Raw genomic sequence first — 26,926 nt, 5'->3', positions numbered from 1 at the left:
CCCATCCATTCCTGCCCCACCGACGCATTCCATGGCCATCCAGGTTCTGATTCCCACCCCGCTGCAGAAGTTCACCAACGACGAGGCCAGCGTCAACCTCGAGGCCGCCAGCATCGACGGCCTGCTCCAGGCCCTCGAAGGTCGCTACCCCGGCATCCAGGCCCGCCTGTGTGATGAGAACGGCAAGCTGCGCCGCTTCCTCAACCTCTACGTGAACAGCGAGGACATCCGCTTCCTGGACAACCAGGCAACGGTTCTCAGCGATGGCGACGAGGTGAGCATCGTTCCGGCGGTTGCCGGCGGCTGAGTCCGGAGTCGGGCCCCAGCAAGGGGAAGGGGCTCGCCGATGGGCTTCGGATGTCCATAAGCTTTTGTACCCATCCGCTTCCTCCTCATGGAACCGATCCAGGCCTCCAGCCCCACGGTTTCTGCCGGAAGCAGCGGTCCCCCCCACGACTGGCTGTCGGCCGGCCTCTATTACGACTACCGCCAGGCTGCCAATCCGGTGCGGCCGGGGCTGACCGAGCCGATTCGCTACCACCAGTGGGGCGCCGAGCTCCATGGCCAGGGGCCGACGGCGGTGTTGCCCCTCGATCTGAGCGGTGCCCTTGGTTGCGAAGGTCCCGCCACCAGCCCTGGCCTGGCGGCCCACTTCCTGCGCCTGTTGGCCGGAGAGGGGCTCAAGGCGGCGGCCGCCGCCACCAGCTCGTTGTTTTACGTGCTGCGTGGCGCCGGCACGCTGGAGCGTCCGGCGGATGCCCTCGGCGCCCCGCTCAGCCTCAGCTGGGCCCGGGGCGATCTGTTCGTGCTGCCCGCCGGCGCCGATCCGCTTTTGCACGCCACCGAAGAGAGCGTTCTGTACTGGGTGCATGACGCCCCCCTGCTGCGCTACCTGGGGGTGCTGCCCGCCGCCCCCCGCTTCACGGCCGTCCACTACCCGGCCGCCCGCCAGGAGGAGGCCCTGCAGCAGCTGCTGGCCGACCCCAGCGCCGCCCGGTCCAACCGGCTGAGCATCCTGCTGGCCCACGCCGATCTGCCCGCCACCCGCACCGTGAGCCACACCCTCTGGGCCATGCTCGGGGTGGTGCCCGATGGTGCCGTCCAGCCGCCCCACCGGCACCAGTCGGTGGCCCTCGATCTGATCATCGACTGCGACCCCGGCTGCTACAGCCTGGTGGGCACCGAGCTCCGCGCCGACGGCACCATCCTCAATCCCACCCGTATCGACTGGGAGCCCGGGGGCGCCTTTATCACGCCGCCCGGCCACTGGCATTCCCATGGCAATGAAAGTGGCCGCATGGCACGGCTGCTGCCGATTCAGGACGCCGGCCTACACACCCACCTGCGCAGCCTCGACATCCGCTTTGCCTCCGGCCTGGGCGGCGAGGGCTGAACCGCCAGACGTTTCATAGGCCTCCACCAGGGCGCGGAAGCTGTCGCCGTCGATGGTTTCCAGCTCGATCAGCCGGTTGACCAGCTCATCGATCAGTTCACGGCGGGGCGTGAGCACCGCGATGGCCCTCTCCAGGGCCTCGCAGGCGAGCTGACGCACCTGCTCGTCGATGCGGTTGCCGGTGCGCACCGAGGTGTGGGGGCTGGAGCGGATCCAGTCGCGGCCGAGGAACACCTCCTCCCCCTCTTCCTCAAGGGCGAAGCTGCCGAGGCTGGAAAAGCCGTAGCGCATCACCATGTCGCGGCAGATGCGCCGCACCAGTTGCAGGTCGCTGCTGGCCCCCTGGGTCACCTCGCTGGGGCCGAACACCACCAGTTCGGCGGCCCGGCCGCCGAGGGCCACAACAAGACGGGCCCGCAGGTAGGCCTTGCTGATCAGCCCGGAATCGAGGATGTCCTCATCGGGCATGGTGCGGGCGAAACCGCCGACGCCGCCGGCCCTGGGCAGCAGGGTCACCTTGTCGAGCTTGTCGGCGTGGGGCACCAGGGTGGTGAGCAGGGCGTGGCCGATCTCGTGGTAGGCGATCAGACGCTTCTTGGCGCTGTCCTGCAGCGGGGCGGCGGTCAGCCCCATGGTGATGCGTTCGAGCGCGTCGCCGATGGCCTGGTCATCCACCTGACTCTTCTGGCGCCGGGCCGTGAGGATGGCCGCCTCGTTGAGCAGGTTGGCCAGGTCGGCACCGGAGAAACCGGGGGTGCGGCGGGCCCAGTCGGCCATCGACACCTCCTCGGCCAGGGGCCTGGTGCGGGCGTGGACCGAGAGGATCTCCTCGCGCCCGGAGCGGTCCGGGAGATCGACGCTGATGCGGCGATCGAAGCGACCGGGACGCAGCAGGGCCGTGTCCAGCACGTCGAGGCGGTTGGTGGCGGCCAGCAGGATCACCCCCGAGTTGTCCTCGAAGCCGTCCATCTCCGTCAGCAACTGGTTGAGGGTCTGCTCCCGTTCGTCGTTGCCGCCGCCGATCCCCGCCCCCCGCTGGCGTCCCACGGCATCGATCTCGTCGATGAAAATGATGCAAGGGGCCTTGGCCTTGGCCTGGCGGAACAGATCCCGCACCCGGCTGGCACCCACGCCCACGAACATCTCCACGAATTCGGTGGCGGCCATCGAGAAGAAGGGCACGCCGGCTTCCCCGGCGATGGCCCTGGCCAGCAGCGTCTTGCCGGTGCCTGGGGGACCGACCAGCAGCACCCCCTTGGGGATGCGGGCGCCGATGGAGGTGAACCGTTCCGGGGTCTTGAGGAAGGTCACCACCTCCTGCAGCTCCTCTTTGGCCTCGGCGATGCCGGCCACGTCCTCGAAGCGCACCGTGATCGCCCCTTCTTCCTGCAGACGGGGCTGGCTGCGGCCGAATCCCATCGCCTTGTTGGCCACCTGGGCGGAGCGCCGCACCAGCAGAACCAGGCCGGCGATCAGCAGAGCCACCAGCAGGCCGTTGGTGACCAGCCCGGCCATGGCGTCGTCGCGCCGTTCATCCCGCACCGCCAGGGGCACCCTGGCCTGTTCGGCGGTGCGCAACAGCTGCTGGTTGTCGCTGAAAACCGCCACCTGGCGGCTGCGGCCGTCGGCGAACGTGGCCGTCACCACCCGTTGGGTGGGAGAGAGTTCCAGGCTCTTCACCTTTCCGGCTTCGATGTCCCGCAGCAGCTGGCTGTAGGAGGGCGCAGCGGCCGTCTGGCCCCCGAAACTGAAGCCCGGTTGCACCGGTGGGGCTGGTTTGGCCGGCTCCGGAGGAGAACTGCTGCTCACAGGCCTGGCATCCTTATCAGAAATGGACTGTAGCCATTTGACGAAAGGCGAGTCGGCGGCGCAGGATCATCGTTTGGCAACGAGATAGCCGGATGGCCGTACCCAAGAAGAAAACCTCCAAAGGCAAGCGCAACCAGCGCCACGCCCACTGGAAGGCCAAGGCCGGTGTGGCGGCCCAGAAGGCCATGTCGCTGGGCAAGGCCGTCCTGAGCGGTCGCGCCCAGGGCTTCGTCTACCCGATCGCCGAAGACGCCGAAGCCAGCGAAGAGAGCTGAGTCCCCAGGGGGCGGCAACGCCTCCTGCCATCGAGGATCACACCGCCTTCCAGTTCCAGAGCTTGCTGCTGCTTGAGCAGCGGGTCCTGGTAGAGCGCCGGTGGAACCGAGCGGACCGTGGCCCGCACCAAGCCATCGAGCTTGTCGGCCGTGAGCCAGCCGCCACCTCTTCGCCGTTGTCTGGCTTCGGCCTGAAAGCGCCAGCGGCGCGGCAGGCTCCAGCACTGTGGACGCAGCAGCCAGAGCCCATCACAGGCGTCCCAGAGGTCCCCGTAGCCCGCCAGATGGTGGTCCCAGATGGGCAGCCACCGCCGTTCGTCGGCCGTCAGCTCCTCGAGACCAGCCCCGCTCTGCAGGCATGCCTCCAGGGCCTCTGGACCAAGAGCTCGGCATCCCATCAGCCAGCCCTCGATGACCAGGGCGTCCGCGGGCTGTTCCCGCCAGCCGGAACGTTCCCCTTCGCCTCCGGCCAGGGTCTTGTCGAAGCGGGGCAGCCGCAGCGGACCCCCGGCACGCCAGGCCGCCAGCGCCGCCAGCAGCAGCGGCAGGTCGTGGCTGCCAGGCGGCACCCGGCTGACGCCGAAGGGATTGCCCGCCAGCACCTGGCGCCGTTGCTCGGCGGGCAGGTACAGGTCGTCGATCGAGGCCACCACCAGCCGCAGGCCGCCCAGGTCGGCGAGGCGCTCCAGGGCGCGGCCCAGGCTGGTCTTGCCGGCACCCACCGGCCCATTCAGGGCCAGGACCGGTCGCCGCTGGTCGGTTCCGCAGCCCAGACCGTCCTCGAGACGCCGCAGCAGCGGCACGGCCAGGTGCCGCAGCAGGCTGGGGTGCACCGGGCCGAGGTCGCCGGCCCGCTCCAACCGCCGTTCCCAGGCGGCCGCCGGCTCAGGTCCCAACCTTGAAGGCCTCCAGCACGATCGAGTACGTGACGCCGATGCGCAGGTTGTCGACGATCACCCAGCCCAGGGGGGGCTCGCCCCGCACCAGGCGGCTTCGCAACCGCACCAGTGCTTCCATCACCAGCAGCAGGCCGAGCACCACGGCCGGCCTCCCCCCCGGAGAGGCGAACAGCAGGAAGCTGGTGAGGTTTTGACCGGAGAAGAATCCCACTAGCAGGGCCAGGGCGGCCAGGCTGCCGGTCCGCCAGCTGCGCCGCACCTGGCCGGCGACCCTTGTCCCCAGGTGGCTGATCAAGCCCTGGAAACGGGTGCGCTGTACGGGGAGGCGGGTCATGGCTGATCGAGCAGGCGCTGCAGCCACGACAGCGTCACCTGATGGCCGGGGCAAGCCGGGCCCTGGTGCACCACCACCGCCCCCTCGCTTTCCTCCAGGCTCTCGACCACGGCCCGGGCGGCCCTGAAGGCGCTGGCCGGTTGCTCCCGGGTCGCCACACTCAGGCAGACCAGGCAGGGCAGGCCGGCGCCGCTGGCGGCTGCCAGGCCGGCCGGGGAATCCTCCAGGACCAGCACCCCCTGATCACCGGCCTCCAGGCGTTCCAGCGCGAGCCGGTAGGCCTCCGGGTCAGGCTTCTTGCGTTCCACGTCCTCGCCGCAGATCCAGAACTCGAAGGCTCCGGCCACCCCGGGCGGCGCGCCTTCGAGCAGGGAGGTCACGGCACGGCGGCCACTGGTGGTGACGATCGCCTGCCGCAGGCCCGCCGCCGCGGCCGCCATCACCAGGCGGGCCACCCCCGGCCTGAGGGCCAGACCGCCCTGGCGCACCAGATCGGTGTACAGGGCCTGCTTGTGGCGTTGCAGCTCCGCCACCCGCTCTGGCTCGGGGGCGCGGCCTTCTGCCTGCTCCAGAAAATGGGTGATCCGTTCGTGGCCGCCACTCACCGTCAGCAGCCGGGCGTAGGTGGGCTGGTCCCATCGCCAGGGGAGACCGGCGGCCGCGAAGCTGCGGTTGAACGCCACCCTGTGGCCCTCGAACTCCGTTTCGGCCAGGGTGCCATCCACGTCCCAGAGCAGGGCCGTCAGGGCCGGGGCCATCGGATGCCACACGTGTTGCCTTCGGAAGGCTAAGGGGTGCGTCGTGCTGCCCCGCCTCCCACAATGCGAAGGCCCCGCCCGTCGTTCGTTGCTGCCTGCCGTCGACGAGCGCCGCTGGTTGCTGCCCACTCCGCTGGACGGCGATGACCCGGCGGCGACCGGCTGGGAGGCCGGCGGCGAGCTGCCCGAGGAACTGCTGGCGATCCTGCGGCGTCGCGGCCTGCTGACGACGGCGGCAGTGCGTGAGCTGCTCGACCCCGAGGTTGCCCCCGAGCCAGAGGCCCATTTTCCCAGTCTGGAGCTGGCGGTCGAGCGGCTGGTGCGGTGCTGCCAGACGGCCGAGTCGGTGGCCATCTGCGGCGACTACGACGCCGACGGCATGACCAGCACCGCCCTGCTGGTGGGGGTGCTGGGGCGCCTCGGCGCCCGGCCCCGCGCCGCCATCCCGAGCCGCATGGAGGAGGGTTACGGCCTCAACGCGGCGATGGTGGAGCGGCTGGCGGCCGAGGGGGTAAGGCTGCTGATCACCGTGGATAACGGGGTGGCCGCCACCGAGGCCCTCGAGCGCGCCGCCGCCCTGGAGGTGGAGGTGATCCTCACCGACCACCACACCCTGCCGCCCCAACTGCCGCCGCACCTGGCCCTGCTGCACCCGGCCGTCACTCCGGAAGGCTCCCCCTACCGCGGCCTGGCGGGCGTCGGGCTGGCCCACGTGCTGGCCACCGCCCTCTGCCGGAGGCTGAAGAACCGCCAGGGGCTGGAGATCGCCCTGAACCTGTTCTGCATCGGCACCATTGCCGACATGGCGCCCCTGCAGGGGGTGAACCGCCGCTGGCTGTTGGATGGCCTGCCCCATCTCGGCTGCAGCCCCCTGCCTGGTCTGCAGGCCCTGCGCCAACTGGCGGGCCTGGAGAAGCACCGGGTCGATGCGGAGGCGGTGGGCTTCCAGCTGGCCCCCCGCATCAATGCCGTGGGCCGGCTGGGCGATCCCCAGCTGGTGGTCGACCTGCTGACCACGGAGGATCCGGAGCGGGCCCTGGAGCTGGCTCGCTCCTGTGAAGCCCTCAACCGTCAGCGCCGGGAACTCTGCGGTGCGATCGAGGCGGAGGCCCTGGCCCTGCTGGAGGCCGATGGTCCCCGTCGGCCCGCCTTCCTGCTGCTGGCTCAGGGCCACTGGCACCACGGCGTCATCGGCATCGTCGCCTCCCGTCTGGTGGAACGTTTCGGCCGTCCGGTGGCCCTGCTGGCGGGGGAGGGGGGCGGTCGCCTGCGGGCTTCGGTGCGGGCACCCAAGGGCTTTGCTGTGGATGCGGCCCTGACGGCCTGCGCCGAGCTGCTGGAGCGCTACGGCGGCCATCCGGCCGCCGGGGGCTTCACCGTGCGGGCCGAGAACGTCGCCGCCCTGCAGGAACGCCTCGATGCCCTGGCCGCCATCTGGCTGGAGGCGGCGGGGGATGGGCGCGCCGTCGAACCCGAGGCCCTGCTGCGGCTGGAGCGCATCGATCGGGAGTTCTGGCACCACCTGCAACGGCTGGCCCCCTTCGGCATCGGCCACCCCACGCCCCTGTTCTGGACCAGTCGTTGCCAGGTGGTGGAGCAGAAGGTGTTGCGTGGTGGCCACCTCCAGCTGCAGCTGGCCCAGGGGGAGGCGCGGTTGCGGGCGATCGCCTGGCGCTGGCAGGGAGCCTGCCAGTGGGCCGGCCCGGTGGATGTGGCCTTCCGGCTGCGCCGCGATGACTGGCAGGGGGTGGAACGGTTCCAGCTGGAACTGGAGGCGATCCGTTGCAGTGGCGGTGACGGGGTGGTGCTGCAGCGGCGGGATCGCACCTACTGGTGCCGGCGCCAGGGGGACAGCCTGGTGATTCGCAACGCTGCCGGCGAAGAGCTGCGCTCGCCCATTCATCCCGACTCCGGCACACTCGTGGCCTCGGAGGAGTCCCCCCACCCCTACGTGCAGGCCCTGCTGCGGGAGGCGGCCATGGCCCTGGGGATGGCCGCAGGATGAGCCGCCATCGCTTCGGTCTGCTGCGTTCCCTCATCCAGCTGGCGCTGCTGGGGGCCTTGGTGGGGCTGGCCTGCTGGCCCCTCAACCGCATCGACCTGCTCCAGGACCGTTTGCTCTCGGCCCTGCCGGCGTTCAGCGGCGTTCCCTGGAGCGGCCCGGGCTGGCTGCTGGCCCTGGCGCCGATCCCCCTGGTGCCCCTGCTGCTCTGGTTCCAGCGGGGCCCCTGGCGCCGTGGCGCCGGCTCGGGCATCCCCCAGGTGATGCTCTGCCTGGAGGATCCCCATCGCGGCGCCCAGTTGCTCAGCGCCGCCCCCACCGCGGAACGGCTGGGGCTCTGGACCGTGGCCAGCCTGGCCCTGCTCCCCCTGGGCCGCGAGGGCCCGGTGGTGGAGGTGGGAGCCTCGGTGGGCCAGGCCCTGCTGCGACGCTGGCCGGGCCTGCTGCACCGGACCAGCCGGGGTCATCTGCTGGCCGGTGCGGCCGGTGCCGGTCTGGCCGGCGGTTTCAACACACCCCTGATGGGGGTGATCTTCGTGGTGGAGGAGCTCACCGGCAGCTTCCAGCAGCGATTGGTGTGGCCGGCCCTGGTGTTGGCGAGCACGGCGGCGCTGGTGAGCAACCTGGGCGGTCAGCCGATGTTCGCCCTGGGGATCAACGCCAGCCCCGTGACGGAACTCGAGCAGTTGCTGTGGGCGATTCCGATCGGCCTCGGCGGCGGCCTGCTCGGTGGTGGCTTCGCCTGGCTGCTGGTGCGGGCCACGGCCCTGATCACCCCCATCGCCCGCCGCTGGCCCCTGCGTCTCGGCCTGGCCGCAGGGCTGGTGCTGGCCCTGCTGGCTCTGCTCACCGGCGGCGCCAGCGGCGGTGATGGCGAAGCCCTGATGCGCCTGGTCCTCGACCAGGACGCTGACACGACGCTCGACTGGCCCTGGGTGGCCCTGCTGGCCTCCCGGCTGCTCGGACCGGTGCTGGCCCTGTCGGCGGGAATTCCCGGCGGCCTGATCGACCCGGCCTTTGCCCTGGGGGGCGTGTTCGGAGCGGGGGTGGTGCGGGCCCTGGCCGGCGATCCACACCTGGGCCTGGCCCTGGGCATGGCGGGCGGACTGGCGGGGGCCACCCAGCTGCCGGTGATGACGGTGGCCTTCGCCATTCGCCTGGCGGGCGATCAGCAGCTCCTTCCAGGCCTGGTGGCCGCAGCCGCCATCGCCACCTACACCGGCCAGGCGATTCAGGGCCGGCCGGTGTATCACGCCTTGGCCGACCTGCTGATGCCCGTGGGCTCAGAGGGCGCCGCGGCGGTAGTAGAGGATGAAGATCACGGCCGGACCGGCCAGGGTGATCAGGGCCAGGGCGCCGAAGTTGGAGATGAGATGGAAGTCGATACCCATGGGGCGACAGCTGGCGAAGGGGACGATCGGCATGGAGTGTAGGTCGCCTGCGCGCCGCTTCCAAACTCTGACCTCGCAGCCGTGATCGGTTGTGATGGCTGGCGCCGGCCGTGGGGTGTGAGTGAATGGGACAACCTGTGGCGCTCCGTTGCCCCGATCCGAGCACTGGCACTGCATCAGCGGCTGCGGCTCCTGCTGCCGTCTCGATCCGGCCCTCAGGGGCGACGCGATTGAGGCCCTCGACCCCGAGCAGCAACAGCTCTACCTCTCGATGGTGGGAGAGGACGGTTGGTGCCGCCACTTCGACACCGGCTCCCGTCGCTGCCGCATCTATGCGGAGCGACCCGACTTCTGCCGGGTGGATCAGCTGGTCGCCCTGTTCGGCCAGCCCGGCGACGATCCCGAGGCCCTGGCCATCGCCTCCTGCAAGGAGCAGATCCGTGCCGAGCTGGGCGGCCGCCACGCTGTGATGCACCGTTTTCTGCGGACGATCCGTCAGTCGTCATGAGCAGCACCCCCGACGCCCCCGATCAGCCCACGCCTGCGCCGGAGCCGACCGACACCCCGGCTCCCTCCAGCTGGATCACGGTGTTCCTGAGCACCGCCACCACCGTGTTCCTGGCGGAACTGGGCGACAAGACGCAGTTGGCCGCCCTGCTGCTGTCGGCCCAGTCGGGCCGACCCTTCACGGTGTTCGTGGGGGCTTCCCTGGCCCTGATCTGCTCCAGCCTGGTGGGGGTGCTGCTGGGCCGTTGGCTTTCCACCGTCATGCCCGCCCACCAGCTCGAGCGGGCGGCGGGGGTGCTGATGGTGGCCCTGGGTCTGTGGCTCGGGCGCCAGGCGGTGCTGCACCTGGCGCCCCTGCATCTGCTCACCTCCTGAGATCCCCATGCCGTTCGCCCTGCTGGCCTCCACCTTCGCCACCGTCTTTCTGGCCGAGCTCGGCGACAAGACGCAACTGGCCATCGTCAGCATCAGCGGCACCTCCAACCGGCCCGGTGCCGTCTTCGCCGGCAGTGCCACGGCCTTGGTGCTGGCCAGTCTGGTGGGGGCGGCGGCGGGTGGTTCCCTCTCCAGCGTCATCCCCACCGATGGCCTGCAGCTGGCCGCCGCCGCCGGCTTCCTGATCATCGGCAGCCGCCTGATCCTCCGCTCCGGCGCCGGGAGCAGCGAGGACGCCGACACCCCTGCTCCTTAGAGTCGCGACATGACCCGTGATGGCGAGCGCCCCCTCGGGCCATCCAGCCAGCAGCGGGGCCGCCGAACCCCCGTCGCGCTCAGGACCTCCCTGGCCATCGCGCTGCTCCGGCAACGCCCTCCCCTGCGTACCCCCATCCGATGAAGTTCACGGTCGCCGACCTGCTCGACCATCTCTCCACGACCGATGCGGTGGCCCTCGCCAAGCTGGAGAAGTCGCTGGGCCTCACCACCAAGTCCTGCAAGCAGCAGCTGCGCATCGGCCTGGAGGCCCTGCAGCGTCTGGGGCTGGTGGAGGAGGACGCCGAAGGTCTGCGCTCACGCGAGACCCCCGAGTTGATCCCGGCCCGCCTGCGTTGCTCCAGCAAGGGATTCTGTTTCGCCCTGCGGGAAGACGGCGGTGAAGACATCTACATCCGTGACCACCAGCTCAATCACGCCTGGAACGGTGACCGGGTGCTGGTCAGGATCACCCGTGAGGGGGGCCGGCGCCGCTCTCCGGAAGGGGGGGTCCAGTGCATCCTTGAGCGCCACACCCCCAGCCTGCTGGCCCAGGTGGAACGCCAGGACGGGCAGCTGGTCGCCGTTCCCCTCGACGACAGGCTGCTGACGGCCGTGTCCCTGACCGAGGACGATGCGGTCCACCTCGACCCGCCCGAGGAGGCGGTGGTGGAGGTGAAGATCGACCGTTTCCCGGTGGCCCAGTTCGGTCCGGCCGGCCATGTCGCCCGCAGCCTGCCGGTGCATGGCGGTGAGGCCGCCGACACCGAACTGCTGCTGGCCAAGCACCGCCTGCAGGAACGGCCGGCCTGTCCCCGCACGACCCTGAAGCAGCCCGTGGCCAAGGGGCGTGCCGATCTGACCGCCTTGCCGACCCTGCTGCTGGAGGCCTGGGAGGGTGCTGAGGCGCCCGGTCTTCCGGCGGTGTCCCTGGAGGAGCGGGAAGGGGGCTGGCGGCTTTGGGTGCACAGCCCCGCCATCGCCGAGCGGATCGGCATGGGCAACAGCCTCGACACCTGGTTGCGGGACCAGGGTGAGGCGATCTGTGTGGGACGCCGCTGGCTTCCCCTGCTGCCCCCGGCCCTGGCCAAGGCCAGCGGTTTCCGTCCCGGTGAAAGCCAGGCGGCCGTCTCGGTGGCCCTGGACCTGGACGGGGAGGGGAACCTGGAACATTTCCGCTTCAGCCTGAGCCAGGTCAGCCCCGCTGCCCGGGTCGACCGGGCCGCCATGCACGCCCTGGCCGAGCGCAAGCCCAAGGCCCGCACCACCCCCGCGCCCCTCAAGGCCCTCAAGGACCACCTGCCCCTGCTGGAGCAACTGGTCCAGGTGAGTGGCCTGCTGCGCCAGCGGCGGCTGGCGGCGGGTTCGATTGATCTCGATCTGCCGATGCCCGCAATCGACAGCCTGGGCGACCTGCAGGTGCCCGCGCCGGATGCGGCCCAGCAGGGCTGGCTGGTGGAACTGCCCGCCGAGGATCCTGTGGCGATCCTGAGGGAAGCCGTCCTGGTCGCCCACCGGGCCCTGGGTCGCCACCTGCTGGCCCTGGAACTGCCCGCCCTTTTTGCCCTCAACCCGGCCGCGGAAGCCACCGAGATCAACGACGTCGCCAAGGCGGCCCTGGCCCTGGACATCCCCATGGAGCTCAGCGCCGATGGCAATGCCAGCGCCGCCGAACTGGCCGCCGTCTTCGCCGCCACCGACCGGGGCCGTCCGTTGCAGCAGCAGCTGCGTGATGCCCTGAGGCCGGTGCAGCTGGCGCCCGAAGCCGGCCCCCACGCCGTGGCCGGCGAGGCGATCGCCCTGGCGCCCTGGTGCTGCCCTGGCCTGCACTACGCCGACCTCTGGAACCAGCAGCTGCTCGTGACCCTGCTGGTGGATGGCAAGGACCGGCCCAGCGTGCGCCACAAGATCAGCACCGACCTGGCCAGTGACACCTGCCATGGCAGCACCGACTGGCCCCTGCTCACCCCTGGCCAGCTGGCCCCCTACCAGCAGGGCCTGGAGCATGGCCTGGCCCAGCGCCTCAACGGTCGCAGCCGCTTCCTGCAGGAACTGCAGTCCGATGCCCTGGCCCTGGCCCAGGCCCGCCACACCGAGCCCCTGGTGGGCCAGACCCTGCCTGGGGTGATCAGCGGCGTGCAGAGCTACGGCTTCTTCGTCGAGGTTCCCCCGTCCCAGGTCGAGGGTCTGGTGCACGTCAGCTCCCTCAAGGACGACTGGTACGAATACCGCTCCCGCCAGAACCGCCTGGTGGGCCGTAAGTTCCGTCGCACCTACATGGTGGGGGACGGGGTGGACGTGGAGATCCAGAAGGTCGACGCCCTGCGCCATCAGATCGACCTGGCCGTGCTCCAGCCCGAGACCTTCGAGCAGGACGGTGACAACGGCCCCACGGACAGCGAGCAGGTCCTGCCCGAGAGCGAGGCCTGAGCCGCCCATGGCGCCTGCCTCGCTCCCCGTGGTGCTGGCGGTGTCCGGCGCCTCCGCCCAGCCCCTGGCCGAACGGGCCCTGCAGCTGCTGCTTGAGGACGGCCAGTCGGTCGAAATGGTGACCAGCCGCGGCGCGATCGGTGTCTGGCAGGCGGAGATGGGCCTGCGGGTGCCGTCGGAGCCCGACGCCCAGGAGCGGTTCTGGCGTGAGCGCACCGGCTGCACGACCGGCCGGCTCCACTGCCATCGCTGGAACGACCAGGCCGCCGCCATCGCCAGCGGCAGCTACCTCACCCGTGGCATGGTCATCCTGCCGGCCAGCATGGGAACGGTGGGGCGGATCGCCTCCGGGGTGGCCCTGGATCTGATCGAACGGGCGGCCGATGTCCACCTCAAGGAGGCCCGGCCCCTGGTGATTGCGCCGCGGGAACTGCCATGGAACCTGGTGCACCTGCGCAACCTCACCCGTCTGGCCGAGGCCGGTGCCCGCATTGCCCCGCCGGTGCCCGCCTGGTATCACCAACCCACCACGATCAGTGAGATGGTGGATTTCCTGGTGATCCGCGTCTTCGACACCCTCGGCCTCCAACTGGGCTCCCTGCAGCGCTGGCAGGGGCCCGTGGCCCGCTCTGCTGCGGACGAAGCCTCCATCCCCTGACGCTCCGGACCGTGTTGCACCGCCTGTTGCTGTTGCCCCTGCTGTCGCCGTTGCTGGCGACCCTGCTGGTGGCGGCCCTCAACCCCAGGCCCACCCTGCCCCTGCGGTTGCTCATCTGGCAGACCCCCGCGTTGCCGATCGGCCTGTGGATGGCCATCGCCGCCGGGGGTGGTGCGGCCCTGAGCGCCAGCGCCACGGCCCTGGCCCTGCGCCAGGGGGAGCGGCCGTCCCTGCGCCGCACCGTGCACCGCCGTCAGGAGCGTGAGCCCTGGAGCGCGCCCTGGGGTGGCAGCAGCGAAGCGCGATCCACGCCCAGACCCCCCAGCACCAGCGACTTCCCGGCCGCCGCAGCACCCGCCGGCCCCAGCCGTGCACCCGGCGAACCTGCACCCACGGTTTCGGTGCCCTACCGCGTGCTGCACCGCCCCGAGGGCGGCGCCCCCAGGCCCTTTCGTCCCGAGCCGGCCGCGGTGTCGCGCCCTGCTGCCGTGGCCACCGTTGATGACGGCTGGGGCGATGGCGATGGCGAGGAGTGGTGAGTCCCGTCTCCGCGCACACCTGAGGCTGGAGCACGCTGCCTAAAGTCCCCACACCAACGCGCCCAGGGATCGCTCCGGTGACCGAGACCCCCAGCAACACGCCAGCCCCTGTCGCCACCACGCCGGAGGCGAAGACAGCTGCCCCGAAGGCGAAGCCCCCCGCCCCTGAGGACAAGCCCTTCGAGGCGTTCGTGCCGGAGCTGCTGCTGCCGGCCCTGATCAAGGAGATCGAGGCCTACGGAGGGCCGTCCCCCGAACTGGAGTTTGAGCAGGGCGCCATGCCCGTGGTGGGGGCGGACTGCTGGATGGTCCGCGGCAAGCTTCCAGGCGAGCGACGTTTCTGGCTCTGCTTCACCCAGCCGGACATCAGCTCTGCCAAGACCATCGCCCTGACGGAAGGGGGGGGCAGCCCCAGCCTGCTGGAGTCGTTCCTGATCGATGAGAAGAAGATGACGCTCCAGCTGCTGGTGTCACGGGTTGTGCAGCGCCTCAACGGCCAGAAGTGGCTCGGCCCCAACTGAGCGACCGAACCCTTCTCTGGCTTCACATCCACGGCTTCGCATGCACGGCTTCACATCCGGACCGATCGCGGGGATCGATGCCTACGATGGCGGCCGAGCTCTCTGAACGTCCAGCGCGATGGTGCCTCCCGCCACCCAAGCCCCCACCGCCCCCCGGGTGGGCACCCCGGATGCCCCGGCCATCAAGGACCCGGTGAAGGACACGATCCTCACCCCGCGCTTCTACACAACGGATTTCGACGCCATGGCGGCGATGGATCTGCGGCCCAACGAAGTGGAGCTGGAGGCCATCTGCGAGGAGTTCCGCAAGGACTACAACCGCCACCACTTCGTCCGCGACGGCCAGTTCGATGGCGCCGCCGACAAACTCGATCCAGAAACCCGCCGGGTGTTCGTCGAGTTCCTTGAGCAGAGCTGCACCTCTGAGTTCTCCGGTTTCCTGCTCTACAAGGAACTCAGCCGCCGCATCAAGGAGCGCAACCCCCTGCTGGCCGAATGCTTCGCCCACATGGCCCGCGATGAGGCCCGCCACGCCGGCTTCCTCAACAAGGCCATGGCCGATTTCGGCCTGCAGCTCGACCTGGGCTTCCTGACGGCCAGCAAGGCCTACACCCACTTCCAGCCCAAGTTCATCTTCTACGCCACCTATCTCTCCGAGAAGATCGGCTACTGGCGCTACATCGCCATCTACCGCCATCTCGAGCAGCATCCCGAAAGCAAGATCTTCCCGATCTTCAACTTTTTCGAGAACTGGTGCCAGGACGAGAACCGTCACGGCGATTTCTTCGATGCCCTGATGAAGGCCCAACCGGATACGGTGCGTGGCTTCACGGCCCGCCTGTGGTGCCGCTTCTTCCTGCTGGCCGTCTTTGCCACCATGTATGTGCGTGACGTGGCCCGTAAAGAGTTCTACGAGGCCCTCGGGCTCGATGCCCGCACCTACGACAAGTACGTGATCGCCAAGACCAACGAAACCTCCGCCCGGGTGTTCCCCGTGGTGCTCAACGTCGAGCACCCTGAGTTCTACGAGCGGCTGGAGAAGCTGGTGCAGAACAACGCGGCCCTTGATCGGGCAGAGCGTTCCGGCGGTCCGGCGCCGGTGCGTGCCCTGCGCAAGCTGCCCCACTGGGTCGGCAACGGTGTCCAGATGGCACGCCTGTTCCTGATGGCACCGATTCGCAGCGAGCGCTTCCAGCCCGCCGTGCGCTGAGGCGACCCGCCAGAATCGGTCCAGTTCTTCTTTCGCCGCTTGGTCGTCTCCCCTCCCACCGGCGCCCTTGCCGCCACCGAGCGCTCTGCCTCTCCGGCGGCCCTCGGTGATCCGACCTGGAGGTCCGTTCTGGAACCTCTCCTGGCCGGTGGCCGCTCGGCGGGTGCCGACCTTGTCGAGGTGTTCCTGGAGCGTTCCGACCACCTCGGCCTGCTCGCCGAGCAGGACAGCATCACCAGCGTCAGTCCTGCCTTCGGTGCCGGCGCGGGCCTGCGGGTGTTCCTGGGGGATCGCGACGGGTTCGTGTCCACCAACGACTTGAGCCCCGCCGGCCTGCGGGCCGCCCTGGAGCAGGCCCTCGGCATGCTGGGCCTGGTGCTGCCAGTGCAGGCCGGTGGCCGTTTCGATGGCCTGCCTGAGCTGCGGGATTTCGCCGCCGCCAAAGAGGGTTGGCTGCACGCCTGCCCGTCCCTGGCCGAAGCCACGGGCCGGCTGCTGGAGGGCACCGACCGGTTGCAGGCCCATGGCCAGCACCTGCAGGTGCGCCGCGGCAGCTACGCCCGCGACTGGCAGGAGGTCCTCGTGGCCGCCAGTGACGGCACCTACGCCCGCGATGTGCGCCTGCACCAGTCGGTGGGTCTCAATGTGCTGGCGGCCGACGGCGACCACCGGGCCAGCCTGGGGAGGCGCTATGGAACGTCCGACAGCCCTGACGACCTGCGCCACTGGGATGCGGAAGCCGCCGCCGTCGATGTCTGCAGCAGTGCCGGCACCATGCTGTACGCCGATTACGTCGAGGCCGGCCAGTTCCCCGTTGTGCTGGCCAACCGCTTCGGTGGTGTGATCTTCCACGAGGCCTGCGGCCACCTGCTGGAGACCACCCAGGTGGAGCGGGCCACCACCCCCTTCGCCGAGATGGTCGGCCAGCCCATTGCCCACCCCTCCCTCACCGCGATCGACGAGGGCCTCACCGCCGGTGCCTTTGGCTCCCTGTCCATGGACGACGAGGGCATGGAGCCCCAGCGCACGGTGCTGATCGAGAACGGCATCCTGCAGCGCTTCCTCAGCGACCGGGCAGGGGAGCGCCGCACCGGCCATCCCCGCACCGGCAGCGGTCGGCGCCAGAGCCACGCCTTCGCCGCCGCCAGCCGCATGCGCAACACCTTCATCGCCGCTGGCCCCCACACGCCTGAGGAGTTGATCGCCTCCGTCGACAAGGGGCTGTACTGCAAGTCGATGGGGGGCGGCAGTGTCGGCCCCACGGGCCAGTTCAACTTCGCCGTCGAGGAGGGCTACCTGATTGAGAACGGATCTCTCACCCGGCCGGTGAAGGGGGCCACCCTGATCGGTGATGCCAAGGAGGTGATGCCCAGAATTTCGATGTGTGCCAACGATCTGGAACTGGCTGCCGGCTTCTGCGGCTCGGTCAGCGGCAGCATCTTTGTCACGGTGGGCCAGCCCCACATCAAGGTCGACACCATCACCGTGGGAGGACGCTGAGCATGGCGAACACCGAATCGCTCACCGCCAGCCTCGACGCCGAGGTGCTGCGCCAACGGCTCGCCAGCCTGGCCCACGCCGAGGGCGTCAGGCGCTGGGACCTGGGCGCCTCCTGCAGCACCGACACCTCCGTGCAGGTCGACCGGGGCGAGGCCAAACAGATGAAGGGCGCCCAGCGCAGTGCCATCACCCTGCGGGTCTGGAACGACGACGGGCTGGTGGGCATCACCAGCACCTCCGACCTCTCCGATGCCGGCCTGGCCAGGGCCTTGGCCGGCGCCCGCGACGCCAGTGCCTACGGCAACGTCGATGAGATCCCTGATTTCTCCCCCCTGGCCACGGCCCCGTTGCCGGAGCTGGAGCAGCCCCTCAGCACCCCACTGAGCATCCTCACCCTGCTCGACACCCTGCGGGACGCAGAGCGCGACCTGCTCGGCCGCCATCCGGCCATCGGCACGGTCCCTTACAACGGCCTGGCCCAGCGCAGCAGCGACCGGCTCTACATCAACAGCGACGGTGCCTGCCGCCAGCAGCGGCTCAGCACCGCTTCCCTCTACCTCTACGCCCGGGCCGAAGAGGCGGGCCGCAAGCCCCGCAGCAGCGGTGCGGTGCGGTTGGCCTACGGCGCCGCCGACCTTGACGTGGCCGGCTGCGTGCAGGAGGCAGCGGAGCGCACCATCGCCCACCTTGATTACGCCCCGATCACCACCGGTCGCTACACCTGCGTGTTCAGTCCAGAGGCGTTTCTCGATCTGATCGGCGCCTTCAGCAGCCTGTTCAATGCCCGTGCGGTGCTTGATGGTGTCAGCCTCAGCCGGCGCGAGTCCCTCGGCGAGCAGCTGGCCGTCCCTTTCCTGTCCCTGCACGACAACGGCCTGCACCCGGCCAACGTGGGTGCGGCCGCCTTCGACGGGGAAGGCACCCCCACCCGTCGCCTGTCACTGCTGGAGGGGGGTGTGCTGCGCCATTTCCTCCACTCGGAGGCCACGGCGCGGGCCTTCGGGGTGTCCCCCACCGGCCATGCGGGCCTGGGGGCCAAGGTCTCGGTGGGCCCGGACTGGTTCGAGATCGGCCCCACCCCCGGCAGCAGTGGCGGCGCCCCCGGCCTGGATCGCTTCGCGGCCGGTGCCAGTGGCGATCAGCGCGGCCTGGTGGTGATCGATTCCCTCTCGGCCCTCCATGCCGGCGTCAAGGCCAGCCAGGGCTCCTTCTCCCTCCCCTTCGACGGCTGGCTGGTGCAGGACGGCGTCCCGCGCTCCATCGAGGCGGCCACCGTGGCCGGTGACATCCGCACCCTGCTCAAGGCCATCCTCGGCTTCGAGGGTCCCGCCAAGGTGACACCCGATGGCCTTTGCCCCCACGTCTGGGTGGAGGGTCTCTCGATCACCGGCGACGCTTGAGGATCCTGTTCTGGGGCACCCCGGCCTACGCCGTGGCCAGCCTCGATGCGCTTCAGCAGGCCGGCCATGAGCTGGTGGGCGTGGTCAGCCAGCCCGACCGCCGCCGCGGGCGGGGCAAGTCCCTGATGGCCTCGGCCGTCAAGCAGCGGGCCCTGGAGCTGGGTCTGCCGGTGTTCACTCCCGAGCGCATCCGCCGCGATCTGGCCTGCCAGCAGGAGCTGGCGGCCCTGGGGGCCGACGTCTCGGTGGTGGTGGCCTTCGGCCAGATCCTGCCGCCGTCCGTGCTGGCCCAGCCCCCCTTGGGCTGCTGGAACGGCCATGGCTCCCTGCTGCCCCGCTGGCGGGGCGCCGCGCCGATCCAGTGGGCCCTGCTGGAGGGGGACGCCGAAACGGGCGTCGGCATCATGGCGATGGAAGAGGGCCTCGACACCGGCCCGGTGCTGCTGGAGCGGCGTCTGCCCATCCCCCTGCTGCAGAACGCCGGCCAGCTGGGGGAGCGGCTGGCCCAGCTCACCGCCGAGCTGCTCCTTGAGGCCCTGCCGCGCATCGAGGCGGCGGGCCCCGGAGCGGAGGCGGAACGCCTGGCCCGTCTCGGGGTGCGGCCCCAGGCTGGCGACACCAGCCATGCCCGCCAGCTCACCAAGGAGGACACCCTGGTGGACTGGGACGCCTCCGCCCTGGCCATTCACCGCCGGGTGATGGGGCTCCATCCCCAGGCGTCCTGCCCCTGGGGGGGCGAACGGCTGAAGTTGCTCGCCACCGAACCCCTGGTCAGCCGCCTCGCCGACCAGCTCACGCCAGTGGGCGCGTCCCTGGCGGCCCGCTGGGGTGGGGAGGCCACGCCAGCGGCGGCCCCAGGCACCGTGCTCGAGCTGGTGGAGGGGGAGGGGCTGGTGCTGGCCAGCGGCGGCTGCCCGGTGCTGCTGCGCCAGGCCCAGTTGCCGGGACGCCGGGCCAGTGAGGGTCAGGCCCTGATCCAGCAACTGGGGCTGGTTCCGGGTCAGGGCATCGGTGCAAATACTCCCTGAAGCCCCGTTTCGGCAACAACTGTTGACGTTTTGTTCCCTTCAGTGCGTCTCAGTGTTGGACAGAGACTGGAGGCGTTAGACCAAATCCAGTGATCGGATGCGGATGCCATGGCCAGCGACCTTTCCTTCGTCAACAGCACCGGCTCGGGGTGCCAGATCTTCCGGGACCGGCTGGGGTGCTACGTGGTGAGCCACGCGCTCAGGCCTGGCCAGCACGCTGTCCGCCCGACCCTGGCCGGCGCCTACGCGGCCTGCCAGGGATGGGAGCCCCGCTTCCAGGCGGAAACGGACGGTGGGGGTGGATGAGACGGCTGTGGTAGTCCCAGCGGCCCGTAGGGCAGCTTCAGCCTGCGGTGCCGCTGCTGGAGGCGAGCTCTTCGGGCTGGCGACGGTGCAGTTCGTGCAGCCCTTCCAGCTGGTTGTGGACGGCCACCAACTGGTCACGGATGTGGCGGCTGTTGTCGATGCGTTCCAGGGCGAGGAGCATGCCTTCAATCTGGGCCTTGCAGTCGATCAGCACGCGGCACTGGGTGGATCCGGGTTCGTAGGGCATGTCGGAAAGAGACTGATCCTCAGTTCAACGTAGGGCGGCCGCGAGGGTTGTCACAACCATTGCCATTCCCCGGGCCGCTCAGCGGGAGCCAGTGCGGCGCCGACCCCGCTCGTGGCCCTGGCCCTGGCGGGGCCCCGGGCTCCGGCGGCCCCGGCCGCCGCTGAGATCCAGCGGCGGGGCGGACAGCACGGTGGGTTCGAAGCCCGACACCTCCTGGCGGGGCAGGGGGGAGCCGACCAGGCGCTCGATCGCCCGCAGCAGCTCATGCTCTTCGGCCGCCACCAGGGAGATCGCATGGCCGTTCTGACCTGCCCGGCCGGTGCGGCCGATGCGGTGCACATAGTCCTCAGCCACGTTGGGCAGGTCGAGGTTGACCACGTGGGGCAGCTGGTGGATGTCGATGCCGCGGGCGGCGATGTCGGTGGCCACCAGCACCCGCACCTCGCCGCTCTTGAACTCCGCCAGCGCCCGGGTGCGGGCCCCCTGGCTCTTGTTGCCGTGGATCGCCGCCGCCCCCAGTCCCTCCTTCTCAAGCCGCTCCGCCAGCCGGTTGGCGCCGTGCTTCGTACGGGAGAAGACCAGCACCTGGCGCCAGTCGTTGGTGCGGATCAGATGGCTGAGCAGATCCCCCTTGCGGTCCATGTCGCAGGGATGGATCACCTGGTCGACCAGGGGGGTGGCCTGGTTCTCCGGGCTGGCCTGCAACTGCACCGGTTGGTGCAGCAGGCCGGTCGCCAGGCGGCGGATCTCGCTGGAGAAGGTGGCGGAGAACAGCAGGTTCTGGCGCTTCGCCGGCATCAGGGACAGGATCCGGCGGATGTCGCGGATGAAGCCCATGTCGAGCATGCGGTCGGCCTCGTCCAGCACCAGGATCTCCACGCGGTCGAGCCGCAGGGCGTTCTGCTGGTGCAGGTCCATGAGGCGGCCGGGGGTGGCCACCAGCACGTCGGCGCCCTTGCGCAGCCGCTGCATCTGGGGGTTGGCACTCACCCCGCCGAAAACGACATCGGAGCGCAGATCCAGGTAGCGGCCGTAGGCGGTGACGCTTTCGGCCACCTGGGCCGCCAGCTCCCGGGTGGGAGTCAGCACCAGGGCGCGCACCACACCGGCACGGGCGTGGGGGCCGTGGCGCAGCCGCTCCAGCATCGGCAGGGTGAAACCGGCCGTCTTGCCGGTGCCCGTCTGGGCGGCGGCCATCACGTCGTGGCCGGCCAGCACCGCCGGGATGCACTGCAGCTGGATCGGGGATGGGCTGCTGTAGCCCTTGGCGGCCACGGCCTTGAGGATCGGCTCGGATAACCCCAGGACGGCAAAATCCGTTGCCAGGCCAGCCACTGGCGGATTCAGGCCGGTGGCGGTGTGGCTCGGTGTGAGCGGTTCAGGGGCGGGGGCGGAACCGTTGCCGCTGGGTCGGCTGCGGATGACCTTGGCCTGGGGCCTGGAGGAAGGGGCGGTGATCGGGCGCGAAGACAGAGTTGGGCCCCAGCCTAGGACCGGCTGGTGGGGTGGATCGCTTCAGCGGGGGCTGCGGTGGCTGCAGCGCTCGCAGGGGCCTTCGGGCAGCACGGCGCAGCGCAGCAGGGGGCTGCGGGCGTTGAAGCGGCAGTGGGGGTCGCCGATCACCCAGCGCCCGTCCCACCAGAGCGCATCGGCCGGTTGCTGCTGGGACTTCACCTGCAGCGCCACGGCCGTCAGTTCGTAGCGGCCCTGCCGCAGCCGGTAACGGTGCCGTCGCTGCAGCACCAGAAAGCTGCGATCGCCAGTGGTCAGCCAGCGGCCGGGATGGGGGACATCGCTGAGGTTCTCGATCTCGATGCAGGTGATCAGCTGGTCCGAGTCGATCTGGCGCAGTTCGATCCGCATCGTTCCGGCCGCCCTCAGGCGTCGCCGCTGCCCTGCCCGGGCAGGGGGGAGGGGGGCGTGCGCAGGGAAAAGCCCCAGGCGAACAAGGCGCCCACCACCAGCAGCAGGGCCCATTCCGGCACCTCCACCGCCGGCAGCAGCAGGCGCAGCAGCAGCCGCAGGCCCACCAGACCCACCGCCAGATAGCCGGCGGTTTCCAGATGGGGGTAGATCTCCAGCCAGCGCAGGAACAGTTCGGCCGTCAGCCGCAGGGCAATGATGCCGATCACCCCGCCGGCCATCACCAGGGGAAGCCGGTCGGTGACCGCCACCGCCGCAGAGACACTGTCGAGTGAGAAGGCCAGATCGGTGAGGGCCAGGGTCGCCACGATCGACGCCAGGGAGGCGCCGTGATGGGGATGGCCGGACTCGTGGGAGCTCGGGACCTGGGCGGAAAGGCTTGTCTTCACACCTTCGGCAACGTCGTCCTTGTCCTCGTCCTGGCCGAGCAAGTGGCGCCCGCAGAGCCAGAGCAGATAGGCAGAGGCCAGCAGTTGCAGCGGCCAGAAATTGAGCACGAAGCTGGCCAGGGCGATCAGGCCCAGTCGGAAGACCAGGGCCAGCACCAGGCCAAGGTTCAGGGCCTGGCGTTGCCGCGCCGGGTCATGCAGCCGCCGGGAGATGGCGGCCAGGGCGATGGCGTTGTCGGCGGAGAGCACCGCCTCAAGCCCCACCAGCAGCGGCAGCAGCAGCAGCACCTCGCCCCACTGGTCCGCCTGCTGCAGCAGGGGTGTGAGGCTCTCCACCGATTCCACTTCCATTCCTGGCGTTCGCTCGGCCCTGGCGCCTGCAAAGGGACACTCTAGAAAGACTGCCGGCCCCGCCTGACCCCTCCCATGCAACTTCAGGTCCGACTGCTGCACTGCGACGGCGGGCGCCGCGTTGTGCTGGTCTCGGCCCGCGAAGGGGAGCGCTTCCTGGGCAGTGCCCTGGGGGAGGCGGGCGATGCTGAGGAAGCGGAGGACCGGGCCAGGACGCGCCTGCTGGCCAGCCTCCAGAGCACGGGCACCCCGCACCCGCCGCGGCAGGCTGTGGCCCCGGCCACGGCTTCAGCCCCAAAGCCGCTGTCACCGCCTGCAGCTGAAGCCCCGAAGCCAACACCAGCCCCGACGCCCACTCCGGAGCCGCCGCCATCGCCTGAATCGCCGCCCACGCCGGTGAGCCAGGAGGAGGACCCCCAGGATTGGAGCGCCGAACTGACCCACCTGGATCTGCAGATGCGGAGGCTGGGATGGGACAGGGATCGGGAAGCCATTTATCTGCAGCGTTCCTTTGGCCACCCCAGCCGCGACCGCATCACCGTCTATGCCGACCTGATCGCCTACCTGCAGGCGATCGAGGCCCTTGAGCCCGGCTGCGATCCCGCCACGGTGGCCGTACCTTTGCGCCGGGCCGACCTGCTCGATCAGTGCAACCTCTTGCTGCAGCAGCTGGGCTGGGACGGCGCCATGGGTCGCCGTTTTCTCGAGAAGCATCTGGGTGTGAGCAGCCGGCAGCAGCTCAAGGACACCGACCTGCTGCGTTTCAACATGCTTCTGGAGGAGGAAACCCTGCTGGGCAATGCCGATGGGCCAGCGGACTCTGGCCCTGCCGACTGACAACCAGCCGCAGGCTTCAGGTGAGTTCCCCGACCTGCTTTTGCTCCCCGTCCACGCTGAGCTGGTGGAAATACGCCATGTCGGCAGGGAGAGCCCGTAAGGCCGTCACCGTGACCGTCGGTGGTGAGGGGACCGGGGCGTCGGCTTGCCGCCTCCTCAGCGCCCGGGCTTCCAGTGCTTCCTCCTTCTGTAACTGCTGCTGCCTCTGCCTGACCTCGAGGCGCTGTTGACGCCGCCGAACCATCCTGACTCTGGTGAGATCCCAGTGCATCTGGGCCTCCCGTAGCAGCGAGAGATCGCAGGCCCGACGCTGGCTACCAGCCGCGAAGGCCAGGGCGTAGACCGCGGCGAGAAGGCACACCCGCAGCGTGCGCTGAATGATCGCCCAGACACTGGGATTCCAGGGCGAGCGAATGACATCCGATGAGCTCCTGATGGACTCTTCCAGTCGCTTGGAGAGCATTGATTTGAGCGCTGTCAGGGATTGGCGCTGCTCGGTCAACTGGAGCCCGGGTCCCTGCAGGGTCGCAAGTCTCTGCTGCAGGTCTTCAATCGAGGTGGCGCCATCAATGGCGCGCTGGAACTCCTGGGCGCGTTCGGCCGCCACCTGCATGGCGCTGTTCTGGCTGCGGGCCACCAGCCCATGGCCCTGAACGGCGGAAGCGATTTGCAGGGGGAACAGCAGCAGGAAGCCGATGACGGCCCCGACCGCCCACCGGGCAATGGCATCGCGGCGGGCCTGGATCTGGATGTCGTCAGGCGCCAGATAGGCCACCAGATGCACCAGACCCAGGCCCAACAGCGCGAGGGGGGCACTGTCGAGCAGGGCGCTGATCAGGGTGACAAGCCAGGCCGGTTGCAGGATCGCCGGCGGCAGAATCGTGTTCAGCAGCGTCACCCCGTAGGTGACGAAAAGGGCCAGGGCGATCAGGGACAGAAAATCGGTGGTGTTGACGCGGCGCAGGCCGTGTCCCGGGTCATGCAGGTTCATCAGAGGGTGCCAGACCCAGCGGGATCCAATCGCCAACATTGTGCCCATGCTGAGGGCATGTCTGCAGAAACTCGTTGGCCTGCGGCTGCAACTTCTCTGACCTTTGGCCTCTGCGGTCCATCAGTCACTGGCGCAGGTGTCCCTGACAACATGGCAGGAAGTGTTAGATTGTGAGTGAGCAATCCATTCTTTAAGAATGCAGAGCGCTGCCTGAAAAAAGAGGAAGTTTTCATTCCTCTTCAGGTCAAATCCTCTGAACCAAGTGAACGTTTTCAGTGAGCGCACGATCACGCCCCATCGACATTGAGGCCGTAGGCAGTCCCTTTGTTGGTGCCGATAGCCACGTGTGGTTTGGCCACTCTCGTCACCCTGGCAGGGCTGCCCTGTCCGGCCTGGCCAGCGGTCTGGGAATCTGCACCGTCCTGGTGCTGGAGCCATTCCTGCCGGCCCGGGCCAACGTTGCCCAGGCCAATGGTCTCAACCTTGGCTGCGCCGCTGGCTTCGGCCTGGTGAACATCACATCAAGCACCGTGCAGTCCACCCTGGGCACCAGCAATAATTCGCCGAACCAACTCAATGGGGGAAGCACGGTATCGGTGCCGGCGAGCTGCAGCGTCGCCCCAGCGGCGCCTGCCCAGCCATCCAACGGCTCAGCGCTGGTGGGCGGCAATGCCCGGCTCAATGCGGGATCAATCCAGGCCAATCAGATCTTCCGATCCCAGTCTGCCACCGTCACCAACGGCCCCGGCACCACGGTGATCAGCAATGCCTGGACCGTTCAGGCTGAAGCGGATGCCCTAGCCGTGGCCACCTACATCGACGGCATCAACGCGTCCAATTGCACCGTGGCGCTCAGCTCCTGCCAGTTCAACGATGCCGTCAACCTCTCAGGCAGCTTGACGCTCACCGGTGCGCTGTCCGGCACCGGAGGTATCAACTACTACAACGTCCAGACCGTTGGCAATAATGTTGATCTGAACTTTGTGGGATCCGGGCGCGACTACTTTGTTTTCAACATGCCCACCAGTCTGAGCACCAACCAAGACTGGACGCTGCAGGGGGATGTGGATCCGGCCAAGATCATCTTCAACTTTGCTCGCCCTGGCTCCAATCTGAGTCTGAGTGGCTCGGATGTCTTCGGCACTTTCCTGTTAACGGGCGGCGGGACGGCCACGCTGAATCGCTCTGGCAATCGCAATCCTTCCAGCATCACGGGGTCCCTGATCGTCATCAACAACGGATCTGCCCTGAGCTTTGGTTCGGACAACGGCAATAATCGCGTCAATGCCGTCATCAACGGCAGGCCCTTCAACCCCACCGCCCTGCGCAACGTTCCCGTGCCGGGGCCCCTGCCCTTGCTGGGTGGTGCCATCGCGTTCGGCTGGAGCCGCAGGCTGCGGCAACGCCTCAATCAGGCCCAGAAGGCTCCTGGTCACTGAGCCCATTTCAACTGGCGACAATGGCCTGAAGAGCTCCGCTCTCGGCCACTGGCCCCGTGCGACGCTCAAGTCCTTGGTCTGACTCGGGAGACGCTCAGGTGACCATCAGGATCGGCATCAATGGGTTCGGACGCATCGGACGCCTGGTTTTCCGCATCGCCTGTGGGCGCGAAGACATTGAAGTGGTGGGCATCAACGACCTGATCGATGTCGACTACATCGCCTACATGCTTCGCTACGACTCCACCCACGGCCGCTTTGCCGGCGAGGTGGCCGTTGATGACGGCGCCCTCTTGGTCGACGGCCGACGCATCCGCATCACCGCCGAGCGCGACCCCGCCGCCCTGCGCTGGGGCGATGTGGGGGCCGACGTGGTGCTCGAATCCACCGGTCTGTTCCTCACCGACGAGCGCGCCCGGGCCCACATCAGCGCCGGCGCCGGCAAGGTGGTGCTGTCGGCCCCGTCCAAGGACGACACACCGATGTTCGTGATGGGGGTGAACCACACCGCCTATGCAGGCCAGGACATCGTTTCCAATGCCTCCTGCACCACCAACTGCCTGGCGCCGATGGCCAAGGTGCTCAACGACAACTTCGGCATCCGCGATGGCCTGATGACCACCGTGCACGCCACCACCGCCACCCAGAAGACGGTGGATGGCCCGTCGGTCAAGGACTGGCGCGGCGGCCGCGGTGCCGGCCAGAACATCATTCCTTCCTCCACCGGGGCCGCCAAAGCCGTGGGCAAGGTGATCCCCGCCCTCAGCGGCAAGCTCACCGGCATGGCCTTCCGGGTCCCAACCCCCAATGTGTCGGTGGTGGATCTGACGGTGAACCTGGAGCGGGGCGCCAGTTACGAAACCATCAAGGCCGCCATGCGGGCCGCCTCGGAAGGGCCGATGGCCGGCATCCTCGGCTACACGGAAGACGCGGTGGTCTCCACCGATTTCCTCGGCGAAACCTGCACCTCCATCTTCGATGCCTCCGCCGGCATCGCCCTCACCGACACGTTCGTGAAGGTGGTCTCCTGGTACGACAACGAGTGGGGTTACTCCAGTAAGTGCCTCGACCTCATCGCCCACATCTCCGCCTGAGGCCC

At 69.3% G+C, this 26,926-nt stretch carries 29 protein-coding genes and 1 pseudogene; 20 read left to right on the top strand and 10 right to left on the bottom strand.

Translation table 11 applies throughout. The features are described 5' to 3' along the window. Window positions 1-31 precede the first annotated feature (31 nt). Both KUG43_RS10940 and KUG43_RS10935 read left to right on the top strand, forming a co-directional pair. Entirely contained in the window at window positions 32-307 is a 276-nt protein-coding gene (locus KUG43_RS10940) for a MoaD/ThiS family protein (protein ID WP_216908895.1), read from the top strand. An 87-nt stretch (window positions 308-394) separates the two neighbouring features. Beyond that, entirely contained in the window at window positions 395-1,393 is a 999-nt protein-coding gene (locus KUG43_RS10935) for a cupin domain-containing protein (protein ID WP_216908894.1), read from the top strand. Here KUG43_RS10935 and ftsH read toward each other — a convergent pair. Next, window positions 1,331-3,157, bottom strand: coding sequence for an ATP-dependent zinc metalloprotease FtsH (gene ftsH / locus KUG43_RS10930; RefSeq protein WP_216909089.1), 1,827 nt, complete (start codon window positions 3,155-3,157; stop codon window positions 1,331-1,333). The two genes, KUG43_RS10935 and ftsH, sit on opposite strands and share 63 nt — an antisense overlap. Window positions 3,158-3,294: 137 nt before the next feature. On the opposite strand from ftsH, the gene rpmF reads away from it, so the two are divergent. Then, on the top strand, window positions 3,295-3,477 hold the full coding sequence (gene rpmF / locus KUG43_RS10925) for a 50S ribosomal protein L32 (protein WP_216908893.1): 183 nt from the start codon (window positions 3,295-3,297) through the stop codon (window positions 3,475-3,477). Here the strand turns inward: rpmF and KUG43_RS10920 are convergent. The 3 genes from KUG43_RS10920 to KUG43_RS10910 are packed head-to-tail and all read right to left on the bottom strand — an operon-like array spanning window position 3,435 to window position 5,468. After that, a complete protein-coding gene (locus KUG43_RS10920) occupies window positions 3,435-4,373 on the bottom strand; it encodes a hypothetical protein (RefSeq protein WP_216908891.1) in 939 nt (312 codons plus the stop codon). The two genes, rpmF and KUG43_RS10920, sit on opposite strands and share 43 nt — an antisense overlap. Beyond that, the gene (locus KUG43_RS10915) at window positions 4,363-4,710 is read right to left on the bottom strand and encodes a DUF565 domain-containing protein (RefSeq protein ID WP_216908889.1); all 348 of its coding nucleotides are present in this window, start codon (window positions 4,708-4,710) and stop codon (window positions 4,363-4,365) included. Before KUG43_RS10915 ends, KUG43_RS10920 begins: the two co-directional genes overlap by 11 nt. Further along, a complete protein-coding gene (locus KUG43_RS10910; RefSeq protein ID WP_216908887.1) occupies window positions 4,707-5,468 on the bottom strand; it encodes an HAD-IA family hydrolase in 762 nt (253 codons plus the stop codon). The genes KUG43_RS10915 and KUG43_RS10910 overlap by 4 nt, the downstream gene beginning before the upstream one ends. Window positions 5,469-5,556: 88 nt before the next feature. Here KUG43_RS10910 and recJ point away from each other — a divergent pair, with 88 nt between their 5' ends. Together recJ and KUG43_RS10900 are read left to right on the top strand one after the other, a co-directional pair. Further along, entirely contained in the window at window positions 5,557-7,473 is a 1,917-nt protein-coding gene (gene recJ, locus KUG43_RS10905; RefSeq protein ID WP_216908885.1) for a single-stranded-DNA-specific exonuclease RecJ, read from the top strand. Further along, the gene (locus tag KUG43_RS10900; RefSeq protein ID WP_353618004.1) at window positions 7,470-8,903 is read left to right on the top strand and encodes a chloride channel protein; all 1,434 of its coding nucleotides are present in this window, start codon (window positions 7,470-7,472) and stop codon (window positions 8,901-8,903) included. The genes recJ and KUG43_RS10900 overlap by 4 nt, the downstream gene beginning before the upstream one ends. On the opposite strand, the pseudogene KUG43_RS17340 reads toward KUG43_RS10900, so the two are convergent. Further along, window positions 8,802-9,038 (bottom strand): annotated as a pseudogene (locus KUG43_RS17340) (hypothetical protein); the annotation flags it as partial. The gene KUG43_RS10900 and the pseudogene KUG43_RS17340 sit on opposite strands and share 102 nt — an antisense overlap. On the opposite strand from KUG43_RS17340, the gene KUG43_RS10890 reads away from it, so the two are divergent. From KUG43_RS10890 to KUG43_RS10835, 12 genes are all read left to right on the top strand, one after another. Continuing rightward, window positions 9,010-9,369: a YkgJ family cysteine cluster protein gene (locus KUG43_RS10890; protein WP_216908883.1), complete on the top strand. Its 360-nt coding sequence runs from the start codon at window positions 9,010-9,012 to the stop codon at window positions 9,367-9,369. The pseudogene KUG43_RS17340 and the gene KUG43_RS10890 sit on opposite strands and share 29 nt — an antisense overlap. Then, window positions 9,366-9,743, top strand: coding sequence for a TMEM165/GDT1 family protein (locus tag KUG43_RS10885; RefSeq protein WP_286194630.1), 378 nt, complete (start codon window positions 9,366-9,368; stop codon window positions 9,741-9,743). Before KUG43_RS10890 ends, KUG43_RS10885 begins: the two co-directional genes overlap by 4 nt. Window positions 9,744-9,750: 7 nt before the next feature. Then, window positions 9,751-10,059 (top strand): TMEM165/GDT1 family protein, encoded by a 309-nt coding sequence (locus tag KUG43_RS10880; RefSeq protein ID WP_216908881.1) that lies wholly within the window; start codon window positions 9,751-9,753, stop codon window positions 10,057-10,059. A 140-nt stretch (window positions 10,060-10,199) separates the two neighbouring features. Continuing rightward, window positions 10,200-12,488, top strand: coding sequence for an RNB domain-containing ribonuclease (locus KUG43_RS10875; protein ID WP_216908879.1), 2,289 nt, complete (start codon window positions 10,200-10,202; stop codon window positions 12,486-12,488). Window positions 12,489-12,495: 7 nt separating this feature from the next. After that, window positions 12,496-13,146, top strand: a complete 651-nt coding sequence (locus KUG43_RS10870) for a flavin prenyltransferase UbiX (protein WP_216908877.1) — start codon at window positions 12,496-12,498, stop codon at window positions 13,144-13,146. 11 nt (window positions 13,147-13,157) lie between these two features. Next, on the top strand, window positions 13,158-13,685 hold the full coding sequence (locus tag KUG43_RS10865) for a hypothetical protein (RefSeq protein ID WP_216908875.1): 528 nt from the start codon (window positions 13,158-13,160) through the stop codon (window positions 13,683-13,685). Between the two features lie 77 nt (window positions 13,686-13,762). Beyond that, window positions 13,763-14,206 carry a DUF2996 domain-containing protein gene (locus KUG43_RS10860; protein ID WP_216908874.1) on the top strand — a complete coding sequence of 148 codons (444 nt, stop codon included), beginning with the start codon at window positions 13,763-13,765 and terminating at the stop codon, window positions 14,204-14,206. 118 nt (window positions 14,207-14,324) lie between these two features. Continuing rightward, window positions 14,325-15,416: a magnesium-protoporphyrin IX monomethyl ester (oxidative) cyclase gene (gene acsF / locus KUG43_RS10855; RefSeq protein ID WP_216908873.1), complete on the top strand. Its 1,092-nt coding sequence runs from the start codon at window positions 14,325-14,327 to the stop codon at window positions 15,414-15,416. Window positions 15,417-15,455: 39 nt separating this feature from the next. Then, the gene (locus KUG43_RS10850) at window positions 15,456-16,916 is read left to right on the top strand and encodes a TldD/PmbA family protein (RefSeq protein ID WP_502988602.1); all 1,461 of its coding nucleotides are present in this window, start codon (window positions 15,456-15,458) and stop codon (window positions 16,914-16,916) included. 2 nt (window positions 16,917-16,918) lie between these two features. After that, window positions 16,919-18,316 carry a TldD/PmbA family protein gene (locus KUG43_RS10845; RefSeq protein WP_216908872.1) on the top strand — a complete coding sequence of 466 codons (1,398 nt, stop codon included), beginning with the start codon at window positions 16,919-16,921 and terminating at the stop codon, window positions 18,314-18,316. Further along, window positions 18,313-19,344 (top strand): methionyl-tRNA formyltransferase, encoded by a 1,032-nt coding sequence (gene fmt, locus KUG43_RS10840; RefSeq protein WP_216908871.1) that lies wholly within the window; start codon window positions 18,313-18,315, stop codon window positions 19,342-19,344. The genes KUG43_RS10845 and fmt overlap by 4 nt, the downstream gene beginning before the upstream one ends. A 108-nt stretch (window positions 19,345-19,452) precedes the next feature. Further along, complete coding sequence (locus tag KUG43_RS10835) at window positions 19,453-19,650, top strand: hypothetical protein (protein WP_216908870.1); 198 nt, start codon at window positions 19,453-19,455, stop codon at window positions 19,648-19,650. A 37-nt stretch (window positions 19,651-19,687) separates the two neighbouring features. Here KUG43_RS10835 and KUG43_RS10830 read toward each other — a convergent pair whose 3' ends face one another. From KUG43_RS10830 to KUG43_RS10815, 4 genes are all read right to left on the bottom strand, one after another. Beyond that, on the bottom strand, window positions 19,688-19,897 hold the full coding sequence (locus tag KUG43_RS10830) for a hypothetical protein (protein WP_216908869.1): 210 nt from the start codon (window positions 19,895-19,897) through the stop codon (window positions 19,688-19,690). A 78-nt stretch (window positions 19,898-19,975) separates the two neighbouring features. Beyond that, on the bottom strand, window positions 19,976-21,232 hold the full coding sequence (locus tag KUG43_RS10825) for a DEAD/DEAH box helicase (protein WP_216908868.1): 1,257 nt from the start codon (window positions 21,230-21,232) through the stop codon (window positions 19,976-19,978). A gap of 180 nt (window positions 21,233-21,412) precedes the next feature. Continuing rightward, entirely contained in the window at window positions 21,413-21,760 is a 348-nt protein-coding gene (locus KUG43_RS10820; protein ID WP_216908867.1) for a DUF6464 family protein, read from the bottom strand. Between the two features lie 14 nt (window positions 21,761-21,774). Beyond that, entirely contained in the window at window positions 21,775-22,560 is a 786-nt protein-coding gene (locus tag KUG43_RS10815) for a TerC family protein (protein WP_216908865.1), read from the bottom strand. Between the two features lie 75 nt (window positions 22,561-22,635). Between KUG43_RS10815 and KUG43_RS10810 the strand changes: the two genes are divergently transcribed. Beyond that, entirely contained in the window at window positions 22,636-23,397 is a 762-nt protein-coding gene (locus tag KUG43_RS10810; protein ID WP_216908863.1) for a hypothetical protein, read from the top strand. Between the two features lie 16 nt (window positions 23,398-23,413). On the opposite strand, the gene KUG43_RS10805 is transcribed toward KUG43_RS10810, so the two are convergent. Further along, window positions 23,414-24,388: a hypothetical protein gene (locus KUG43_RS10805; protein WP_216908861.1), complete on the bottom strand. Its 975-nt coding sequence runs from the start codon at window positions 24,386-24,388 to the stop codon at window positions 23,414-23,416. A gap of 803 nt (window positions 24,389-25,191) precedes the next feature. On the opposite strand from KUG43_RS10805, the gene KUG43_RS10800 reads away from it, so the two are divergent. Then, window positions 25,192-25,827 carry a hypothetical protein gene (locus tag KUG43_RS10800; RefSeq protein ID WP_216908859.1) on the top strand — a complete coding sequence of 212 codons (636 nt, stop codon included), beginning with the start codon at window positions 25,192-25,194 and terminating at the stop codon, window positions 25,825-25,827. A gap of 98 nt (window positions 25,828-25,925) precedes the next feature. Further along, the gene (gap, locus tag KUG43_RS10795; protein WP_216908858.1) at window positions 25,926-26,921 is read left to right on the top strand and encodes a type I glyceraldehyde-3-phosphate dehydrogenase; all 996 of its coding nucleotides are present in this window, start codon (window positions 25,926-25,928) and stop codon (window positions 26,919-26,921) included. Window positions 26,922-26,926: the final 5 nt, after the last annotated feature.

The organism is Synechococcus sp. CCY 0621 (genome assembly GCF_019038465.1).
GTDB lineage: Bacteria > Cyanobacteriota > Cyanobacteriia > PCC-6307 > Cyanobiaceae > Cyanobium.
This window is presented reverse-complemented; position numbering and strand designations above follow the sequence as displayed.